9 protein-coding genes and 2 pseudogenes are annotated in these 10,218 nt (G+C 38.3%); 7 read left to right on the forward strand and 4 right to left on the reverse strand.

Annotated elements, in window-relative coordinates; all coding sequences use genetic code 11:
* Positions 1-30: 30 nt before the first annotated feature.
* Positions 31-315 (reverse strand): annotated as a pseudogene (locus ASJ81_RS05410) (DUF6444 domain-containing protein); the annotation flags it as partial.
* A 190-nt stretch (positions 316-505) separates the two neighbouring features.
* Here ASJ81_RS05410 and ASJ81_RS05415 point away from each other — a divergent pair.
* From ASJ81_RS05415 to ASJ81_RS05440, 6 genes are all read left to right on the forward strand, one after another.
* Entirely contained in the window at positions 506-1,180 is a 675-nt protein-coding gene (locus tag ASJ81_RS05415; RefSeq protein WP_095643600.1) for a TetR/AcrR family transcriptional regulator, read from the forward strand.
* Between the two features lie 505 nt (positions 1,181-1,685).
* A complete protein-coding gene (locus tag ASJ81_RS05420) occupies positions 1,686-2,606 on the forward strand; it encodes an SAM-dependent methyltransferase (RefSeq protein ID WP_095643601.1) in 921 nt (306 codons plus the stop codon).
* Positions 2,607-2,737: 131 nt separating this feature from the next.
* The gene (locus tag ASJ81_RS05425; protein ID WP_245859839.1) at positions 2,738-3,079 is read left to right on the forward strand and encodes a class I SAM-dependent methyltransferase; all 342 of its coding nucleotides are present in this window, start codon (positions 2,738-2,740) and stop codon (positions 3,077-3,079) included.
* Positions 3,080-3,216: 137 nt separating this feature from the next.
* The gene (locus tag ASJ81_RS05430; protein WP_338037361.1) at positions 3,217-3,867 is read left to right on the forward strand and encodes a class I SAM-dependent methyltransferase; all 651 of its coding nucleotides are present in this window, start codon (positions 3,217-3,219) and stop codon (positions 3,865-3,867) included.
* Positions 3,868-3,922: 55 nt separating this feature from the next.
* Positions 3,923-4,843: a class I SAM-dependent methyltransferase gene (locus tag ASJ81_RS05435; RefSeq protein WP_095643602.1), complete on the forward strand. Its 921-nt coding sequence runs from the start codon at positions 3,923-3,925 to the stop codon at positions 4,841-4,843.
* A 108-nt stretch (positions 4,844-4,951) separates the two neighbouring features.
* Complete coding sequence (locus tag ASJ81_RS05440; protein ID WP_095643603.1) at positions 4,952-5,872, forward strand: SAM-dependent methyltransferase; 921 nt, start codon at positions 4,952-4,954, stop codon at positions 5,870-5,872.
* A gap of 211 nt (positions 5,873-6,083) precedes the next feature.
* Here the strand turns inward: ASJ81_RS05440 and ASJ81_RS05445 are convergent, their stop codons facing one another.
* The 3 genes from ASJ81_RS05445 to ASJ81_RS05455 form a co-directional block, all read right to left on the reverse strand.
* Positions 6,084-6,638, reverse strand: coding sequence for a flavodoxin family protein (locus tag ASJ81_RS05445; RefSeq protein WP_095643605.1), 555 nt, complete (start codon positions 6,636-6,638; stop codon positions 6,084-6,086).
* 597 nt (positions 6,639-7,235) lie between these two features.
* A complete protein-coding gene (locus tag ASJ81_RS05450) occupies positions 7,236-8,207 on the reverse strand; it encodes an MBL fold metallo-hydrolase (RefSeq protein WP_141241592.1) in 972 nt (323 codons plus the stop codon).
* A 168-nt stretch (positions 8,208-8,375) separates the two neighbouring features.
* Entirely contained in the window at positions 8,376-8,726 is a 351-nt protein-coding gene (locus ASJ81_RS05455) for an ArsR/SmtB family transcription factor (RefSeq protein WP_095643604.1), read from the reverse strand.
* Between the two features lie 736 nt (positions 8,727-9,462).
* Here ASJ81_RS05455 and ASJ81_RS05460 point away from each other — a divergent pair.
* Positions 9,463-10,218 (forward strand): annotated as a pseudogene (locus ASJ81_RS05460) (IS630 family transposase); the annotation flags it as partial.

A 10,218-nucleotide genomic window follows, 5' to 3' on the forward strand; every position in this document is an offset into this window, starting at 1 on the left:
GCAGCAGTTCAAAGAATGCTCTATTACCTAATCAGGATTATCAACCATTTTAAGAGTTGTTCCTGGATGACCTTCTTGACCTCCAGGGTTCTTTTCGCTCTTTTTACGGAGACTCTTGGGATTAGGTTTTCCTTTGACAAAAAAATCAGTAGAAGGAGGTTTACTGCTGTTTCTGCTATTTTGATTTAAGCGAGATTCTAAAACTTGCAATTTTTCACTAAGCTGTTTTATTTGAGATTCAAGACTCTCAATGTAAGTTGCAATAACTTCAGGATTTGAAGTACACAGAGCAAGAATCTCTTCACGTTTCATCAAAGATAGAAATAACTCATTGTAAATCCAATTTTTCCTCGAAAAGAGGAAAAATTGTGTAGCCCTAAAAAGGCTACCTGAATAGTAACGAATAATTTAATAAATTTTATGAAAATCAATGCAATTGATAACGATTTTTCCTTAACCGATGACCAATGAAAATAGACTCTGAGTTGAAACCCGCGGAGAGACTATGGCAGTTACAGATAGACAGAGACGCAAGAAAGAGAAGCGACGAAACGAAATCATAGATGCAGCCGAGAGGTTGTTTTATGCAAGGGGCTTTGATAAAGTCTCCATGGATGAAATAGCACAGGAGGTCGAACTTAGCAAAGGTGCGCTCTACTTCTATTTCAAAAGCAAGGACTCGCTGTTTTGTGTCATCGTAGCCCGAAAGTGGATGGAGTTTGGTGAAATTCTGAAAGAGAATATTAGCCATGGAAAAACCGGCCTCGAAAAAATCAACATCCTGATCCGCTGGTACATTCAATTTGCCCGGGAGAACGCTGCTTACAATGATATGGCCACCACGTTCGGGCCGCAGCTTTATCAGAGAATGGACGCAGAAGATTCAAGGATGTTGGCGGAGGTCTCAACGAAATATATCCCATCTGCTAGCATCGCTGTCAGGGAGGGAATTGAGGATGGGTCCATCAGAAATGATCTGGATGCTGTGTTGCTTGGAATGTATATCCAAATAATTACGTTAAATGTCGCCTCCCCGGATCCTTCGATTAAAAATCTTTTTGCATTACATGGGATAGACTACGATATATATACTGAGATGTTGCCAACGTTTCTCTGTCCATCAATTGCCCATTGCCCGGAGAAGGAATGTAGTGATCAAGATGGATCTCTCCAGCAGTAGATGCAGAGTCACCGGGTTATGGAACTACTGAAAAACTAATGATGCTATTACTGAAAGCAACTATCGGAATAGCGGAAGCTAGCGATGAACCAGAGAAAAAAATGAGTGAGGTAAAAAATGTCGACAGTAAAAGTCAATGACATAAATATGTACTATGAGATCCACGGCGAAGGTGAGCCGCTGGTCAATCATGACAGAGCCTGAACTGGTTGTGAAACCTGCTCTAGAATTTTTTACTGAAATCGATGATGTATCCAAAATAAAGACAGTTGATATTGCTATAAAGACAGCTGAAACTGCTACCTGAATTCACAGAAAAGAGAGGATTTTCTAAATTTGGAATGGAACTCGTGAATATTACGAATAAAAAGATTTCCAAAAGAAAAATTTCCACTGAAAAAAGAAGGATAGTTTGCAATTTATTCTGTTCATCCTCTGTATCGATTGATTAACCGAATACAGCCTGAAATACTGTTGAAATTGTAATAAAAGAGGTGAGCATGCGATGCAAGAATCAAAAAGCTTCACAGACTCAAATGAAACGAATATAAAGAGAAAAGGGCCCAGCGAAATGGCTGAGAGAATCGCGCTTATAAGGGTCGGTGAATCGAGAAGACATGAAAATGAACGTATCTGTTATGACCCGTATGCCATTCGTTTCATCAGCCCGGAAATATTGGAATTTGCAGCCCGCAATCCGGAAAAGTATAAAGCAGAAATAGAACGGCTAGAGAAGCTCTTTCCCGGATTGGCAAACTCGGCAGTTGCCAGGGTCAGGTATTTTGACGATGTCGTAAAAGCGTCTGCAGCTGATGGCCTGGAGCAGCTGGTTATCCTAGGTGCAGGTTATGACACCCGTGCCTATAGAATTGAAGAGCTGAAAAATATCAAAGTTTTCGAAGTGGATCACCCTGACACCCAGCAGGTTAAAGTAGAGAAAATAAAGGAGATCTTCGGTTCCCTCCCCGGCCACGTCTCATATGTTCCTCTCGATCTGGAGTTTGATAAACTTGGTCAGAGCCTTGCTGAAGGTGGATACAACCGGACCGGAAAGACTCTTTTTGCCATGGAAGGGCTACTAATGTATCTCCAGTCCGAGACCGTGGATGAAATACTATCTTTTGTGGTGCAGAATTCAGGGAAGGCAAGTGCCATCATTTTCGACTACGGTACCCTTAGATCCACAAGTTCGGAGGATAGTACGTCTGAGGCTAGCAAAAATATCCGGAATTATACGCAACAACGTAAAGAGCACATCAAATTCGGCATAAAAGATGGAATGATTGAAACGTTTCTCTCTGAAAGGGGATTTTCCAATGTACAAAATATGACCAGCGAAGATTACAAAAAAGCATATTTCCAAGGTAAAAACAAGGACAGAGTGGTTAGCAGTTTACTCTCGTTTGTCTATGCGGTAGTGAAGTAAAAAATAATCTGATACCATGCAAAGACTCCAAAATAAGTCCATTACTGACGAAAAGTTAAAAAATTCTATTCATCCACCAGATAGTCGGTTATTTTAATTCAATCGAATTTTCGTTTTAAGGAGAATACATTATGGAAACAGTGGAGAAGGTAGAAGACGGAATCATAAAAATTATGGCAAAAAAAAGATCCGGTAGCAAGTCGGCCGAGGGAGTTGCACTTCAAAGACTGCGCGAATCAGTCAGGCAAGAAAGCGAAAGAATCTGTTACGACCCGTATGCTGTCCATTTCATTAGCCCGGATGTGCTTAAATTCATTCACAAAAATCCTGATCTGATAAAGGCTGAAACAGATCGATATGAAAGATTTTTGCCCGGCCTGTTCAACTCCTTAATAGCTAGAGTTAGATATTTCGATGATATCGTTGAATCAGTACCAAAACCTAGTGATGAATTTAAAGTTCAAAATCACTAGGTTTTGTAATTAGTCATAATCCTTGTGACATAACTTAAAAATTGAAGTCTTTAGATGTCGAATATTGATTTTGATGATAACTGGACTCTTCTTGCTAACTCAGGTCTTCAATTAAAAAATACGAAAATCACTGGATTTTGGAACAGAGTCATATCGTTAAGGAATCGATAGAAAAAAAAGGACTTGAGCAACTAGTTATCCTGGGTGCAGGTTATGATACCCGCGCCTACCGGATCGAAGGGCTGAGGAAGCTAAAGATATTCGAGGTGGACCACCCGGATACCCAAAGCACAAAAATGGAAAGGCTCAAAAAGGCCTTCGGTTCACTCCCGGATCATGTTGTCTTTGTATCCACCGATTTCGAAACTGAAACTTTAGGGCAAAGACTGTTGAATAGCGGATTTGACAAATCGAAGAAGACTCTTTTCATTATGGAAGGACTTGTTATGTATCTTCCACCTGAATCTATTGATGATACTTTATTCTTCATTGTGAAGAATTCAGGAAAAGGCAGTACTATCCTGTTTGATTACTACCCTGAATCCGTAGTTGACGGTACATGCGAACTGGAATTAGGAAAGAACATCAGGAAATTTATGATACAGCAAGGTGAACCTCTTAAATTTGGCATTAAAGAAGGGATGGTCGAGACTTTTCTTGCGGAAAGAGGATTTTCCAGGGTTCAGAACGTGACTGCTGAAGAGTATAAAAAAATGTACTTTCACGGAGTAAACAAGGATAGAGAAGTGTGCAGCCTTTTAGCTTTTACCCATGCGACGATCGAGTAAATCAAAAACAGCCTGGAATATTGCGAAGAACAGCGTAAAAAGAGGTGAGCATGTAATGAAAGAACCAACAAGCTTCACGGCTTCAAGTGAAACGAACATGAAGAGAAAAGGGCCCAGCAAAACGGCCGAAGGAGTTGTGCTTCATCGGGTCTTCGAATCACAAAAGCCCGAAGGAGAACGGATCTGTTATGATCCATATGCCTTCTATTTCATCAGCTCGGAAATGGTGGAATTTGCAACCAAACATCCAGATGAGGCAAAGGAGGCATGGGAGCAATACGAGCGTCTTATACCTGGATTGGGCAATTCGATTGCGGCCAGAGTTAAGTATTTCGACGATTTTGTGGAGAATTCAATAAATGAAGGATTTGAACAGCTGGTCATTCTTGGCAGCGGGTATGATACCCGGCCATACCGTATTGAAGGCCTGAAGGGAAAGGTGAGAGTATTCGAAGTTGATCATCCTGAAACTCAGAGAGTGAAAATGGAAAAGATCAAAGAGATCTTCGGTTTACTCCCGGATCACGTTGTGTATGTTTCTGCTGATTTGGAGACTGAAGAACTCGGCCAACAGCTGGCGAATAAAGGATATAACAGATCACAAAAGACCCTCTTTATTATGGAAGGCGTCGTGATATACATTCCGCCTAGGACCGTTGATGAAATTCTGTCCTTCATCGTAAAAAATTCGGGTAAAGGAAGTGCAATCATTTTCGATTACTTTTCCGAATCTGTAATTGACGGAACATGTAAACTGGCTGAGGGGGAGAATATGCGGAAACACGTGGAAAAACTGGGAGAACCCCTCCAGTTCGGTATTAAAGAGGGGATAGTCGAAATGTTCCTTGCAGAACGTGGATTTTCCAAAATCCAAAATGTGACAAGTGAGGACTATAAGAGAGCCTATTTCCATGGAATAAATGAAAACAGAGTGGTATTCAGCTTATTATCGTTTGCCCATGCGGTGGTCCAATAAAAATAACAATCGACTAGAATTTATAAATGAGACGTTACATTACTAATAATAATCAAGTGATAGAAAAATAAATTATGGTGAAACTTTTATTCAATGGAGTAAATATTTATGGAAACCTTGGACGAGAAAGAAAACAAAATTTTGAATATTATGAATAGGAAAAGGCCCAGCAGCAAAACGGCTGAAGGAGTTGCACTTTACCGACTGGGCGAATCAATCAAGCCAGAAGACGAACGCATCTGTTACGACCCGTATGCTATCTATTTCATCAACCCTGATATCCTGGAATTTGTTCGCAATAATCCTGAGAAAGTAAAGGCTGATGCAGAGCGGTACGAAAGATTCCTTCCCGGTATGGTTAATTCCGGAATAGCCAGAGTCAGATATTTCGATGATTTTGTAGGGAAGTCAGCAGATGAAGGGCTTGAGCAACTGATCATCCTTGGTGCAGGATATGATACCCGCGCCTATCGGATCGAAGGACTGAAAGCAATAAAGGTGTTCGAGGTAGATCACCCAGATACTCAAAATTTGAAGATAGAAACAATCAGGAAGATCTTCAACTCCCTCCCGGATCACGTCGCATACGTCCCAATTGATCTGGCAACCGAAAATCCTGACCAGAAACTGCAGGATGCAGGGTACAATAAATCTGAGAAGACCCTCTTTCTCATGGAGGGGCTCTTATATTACCTTCCTCCAAAAGTTGTGGATGAGATACTGGCTTTTATACGGATGAACGCGGGAACAGGAAGTTCCATCCTCTTCGATTATTTGCCTGAATCCGTAATCGATGGAAGCTGTGAGTTAGAGGTAGGGAGGAATATCCATAACCACCTGGCACAAGTTGGAGAACCACTGAAGTTCGGTATTAAGGAAGGAACGATCGAAACTTTTCTCACGAAGAGAGGATTTTCCGAAGTCCAGAACGTGACTGCTGAAGAGTACAAAAAAATGTACTTCCATGGAATAAACAAAGACAGAAATGTATGCAATCTTTTGTATTTCACTCACGCAATTATAGAATAAATTTCAAAATTAGGTATATTGCTGAAGTATAAATTCGAATCTAATAGGAAAAAATTAATCTTCCCTTTTGGGTCATAACTAATGATGATTTTTTTCTGCTATCGCTCCATTATCATGTTCAATTTTATCTGACAATGGAGATTTACACAATTTTTCTGCCTACCACTTAGACCGTTCAAAAACCGATCGGGCTGTATACATACAGAGCATCTTATACTTTTAAAACTCCTGTAACCCAGTTTGCAACACGTTGTAAATCATTCTCATCAGGTCGTCCTGTAATATTTCCCATTCGCCCTTCTGTATTAAAGCGTCTATAGAATTCATTTTTACTGTTAAACTGGCCTTCAATTAGCCATTCTGCTATTATCTCAAAACCAAGGTGATCAAGTAATTGCCCTAAGAATTTGGGTGCAAATATAGCTTCATTTACACCTGTATGGGGACCGCCAAAGGTACTATAGGTTACGGCTCTTTTTTTATCAATTCTTGGAGCGCAACTCTTAACATCACCTCTGTCAACATGTTTTTTCAGCATAGCCCTACAAAAGTCAATCATTACTTGTGGGGGTAGCCACGTGTACACACCCGATCCCATAAAAATGAAATCAAAATCAAGTAAATCGAATGCATTCGGATCACTATCTTTGGTCACCTCTATAGTAGTGACCTCCATCATACCCAATGACTTAACCGTTTTTTCGATCTGCAATGCAACTTTTTTAGTATTACCGGTAATTGAACAATACAGGTTTAAAATTTTCATCATTTTACACTCCTTTCAAAATATATGGCTCTCCAAGAAATTTTGTGCCATCACATTTTTTCCCCGCTTCATACTCTTTTATTCCGGTGATCTTTTGAAGTGTTCATCTGCTCGATTCCTATCAAACATCCAATTGCACCGATGTGCTCTACTGCGGCTTATTAGAAACTGACATATTCTCAATAACCTACACTGTTATTTCATGCATCTTCGGTTAAGTGGGGAACTATGACAAATTGCACTGATTTCAACAAAAGTTCTCCAAGATGCTCATTTATTTGAAGCTGGGACTAAATATCAATTTCAGAGTGGTATTCGAAATTTTGGACTTTTTTGGTCCGAAATCGATTGTATACAAACAAGAAAATTCCTTAACTGATGACCAATAGTAAGTTTGTATTCTCTTCAAATTCAATGGCGATCTTTCAGTTAAAAACATATGCAAGAAACATATGCAGAAATTATATAACGCAGTTATAAAGTTTAATGTGTTTATTGGATATGTTTTTCAAGCTTGGTTAAATTTTTAAATATCATCATTCATGAGAAATTTACTTTTTACCATGCAATTTGAAGAGAATATATAAATTTTTATATTTATTTAGCTTTGAAAACTAATGTGGTACCAACATTGTTTGGTATAAATGCTTTAGGCATTGCTTGGGCAATTTGATGGATGGCAGACCAACCAGTGCAGTGACCCGGCATCAAATAGGTTGGATTAATTTTTTGCAATTCAGCAATCGTAGCAGGAATTATTTTTTCAAATATCCCACCCGTTAGGTGGAAACCGCCTAATACGGCACAAACTTGTTGGTTATTAGTCAGTGCTTGAGCATAGTGGATGGTATTGACAATTCCAGAGTGACAACAACCTGTAATTACAACTAATCCTTGTCCCCGAACATTTACAATAACGCACTGATCATCTTTTATTACCGGATCATTTTCCCATTGGTCATTACATTTTGTATAGTGGATAGGGAATCCAGTTTCAAAATCAGTAGTTCGAGCAATTTCACCGGAAACGAGAACCATGTTATCAACTAGAAGGGTTGGATCGCTTTTTTCAATAAAAGCAATTTTTTCCTGTTGACAAGCAGTCAACTTTGGTGGCGAGATGTTCAATTCATACCCGTTTGGCATTATAATCTTTCTGTCTAAAAGAGCATCCGGATGATAAATAAGGGGTATTTGATGCGATCCTAATTTCTCAATTATACCAGGCAACCCCATAGTATGATCAGCGTGACCATGGCTGAGTATAATTGCTTGCATATCATTTACGTTAATTCCTAAGGCAGTCATATTATGTAAAATGCCACCCGGGCTCATACCTGTATCCAATAATACAGTTCCTTGTTTATTTCCGCATTTAACCTGGATCATTGCTGAAAAACCGTGCTCTGCTACAATTGGTGAAAAACCATCATCTGCTATAAGTGGGCAATTAGAACTTGAATTAAACCTGTGTACAATTTCATTACCTGTCATAAATACATCGACTGTATTGTCCATGATTATTGTTATTTTTACTTCATCAACTTCTAATAACAGATCTTTTATCAAAGTATGTTCACCTCTCCTTGGTTTTTGTAAATAGTCACAAAGCGGTATCCTTTCAAATACTGCCCTTGATGATAGTATGAATAGTAGCAATTGTGAATTAGCTCATGCAAGTACACCTCCATTTCTATAAGAATATAAGCAAAAACTTATAATAGACGCTATATCCGCTTACTGATACTTGTTATTATAAGGACATTTGTCACAAGAGAAATTATATTGGCATCTCTGAAAGGCTTTTTTAAACAATTCATCTATGTCTTTTTTATACTCAGCCAACACATCAGAATTAATTGTGTAGAAAACTCTAAAACCTCTCCGATTTTCTTCAAGAATCCCAACATTCTTTAATACTTTTATATGTTGAGATGTGGCAGGTTGAGAGATGCCAAGTTGTTGAGCTATATCAGAAACGCAAAAGGCTTCATCAATATTCGAAGCAAGTATTTTTATTATTTTCAGTCTTTTCTCATCACCAAGGGATTTGAGAACTTCAGCCATGTTTTTTATATGATCTTTCATTAACCTGCCTCTTAATTATAAGTGTATAAGTATTATCTTATACAGATCGGTCGAGTGCTATAAATAACTTCCTTTTTTTCCTGTTTTGGCAAATAATAGTGCTTGTATTCCAAAGTATATTCACAAACCCGAATTTTCGATCTATCCATTGATCTAACGAATTTTCGATTCTGTTCCAAAATCCAGTGATTTTTGTATTTCTTGATTGAAAATCTGAATTCGAAAGAAGAATCCGGTTTTCATCAAGATCAATATTCGATATCTAAAGACTTCAACCCCAATGTCGTATCAAACGGATTGTGACCACTTACAAAATCCAGTGATTTTGAATTTTACATTCATCACTGGATTTTGGTACTGAGTCGAATTTTCCGCTGAATAATTAATTTATTTTGGAATTAATCCGCTAGAGCTTCGATTATACTGAGAGCTGTGTCCTTTTAACTACATTTTTCAATTCACTTATGTCCAGATTTTTGCAGTTATGTTTAGATCTCCCTGCAGATACCTTGATATTTTACACAAAAATATTAAGATTTTCTCATACCTCAGCTCATTTTTTCCTTTTGATAATATTCTTAGGATTTCTTCATATTTTTAAAAACATATGGTTTTTGTGGAATCAAAATATGTTTGAGGGGCTAGGGTTCTCAGGCCAACAGACTATTGTCCTGTCAATCCTAAAATGTCGTAAAATTTTAAAATTTATATTTTATGATTTTCCATAAATAACTCTATGAATATATACACTGTAACACTTACCGAAGATGAGCGTAAAGTCCTTTATGAACTTACCTTAAAGGGTAAACGTGACTCACAACAAATTCTCAATGCTTTAATCTTACTAATTGTGATAAAAGTGAATGGAATGTTAACCATTCAACCAATGAAGAGATCTCACGTATCCTGAACATTAGTATGAGAAAAATTGACCGTGTTAAAAAGCGATTTGTTGAAAAAGGGCTTGAGGTTGCTCTCAATGGAGAAAAAAGAAATCGCATTTACGACAAAAAGGTTGATTGTGATTTAGAAGCTCATATTGTCGCCCTTAGCTGCAGTGAACCTCCTGAAGGTTTTGCAAGATGGTCCTTGAGATTGTTAGCTGATAAGGTTGTAGAGCTTGGTTATACTGATAATATTTCTCATGAAACAATAAGACGTACGTTAAAAAAACGAAATAAAGCCCTGGCAAAGGAAAGGATGGGTAATTCCTCCGGAACAAAACAGTAGCTTTGTTGCAAGTATGGAAATGGTTCTGGATGTGTATAAACGTCCATTTGATCCACGAAATCCTGTTGTTTGTATGGATGAGTCCCCAAAACAACTCGTTGCAGAAACCAGGATTCCTGTCCCCTGTTCACCTGGGAAACCTGCGATTTATGATTATGAGTACAAACGTAAAGGGATTTGCAATATATTCCTTTCCTGCGAACCATTGATAATCCATTTTTATCCGATTGATGTTTTAAAACACCTGAATGTTAGCATTTCC

The sequence above is a fragment of the Methanosarcina spelaei genome, from assembly GCF_002287235.1.
Lineage (GTDB): Archaea > Halobacteriota > Methanosarcinia > Methanosarcinales > Methanosarcinaceae > Methanosarcina > Methanosarcina spelaei.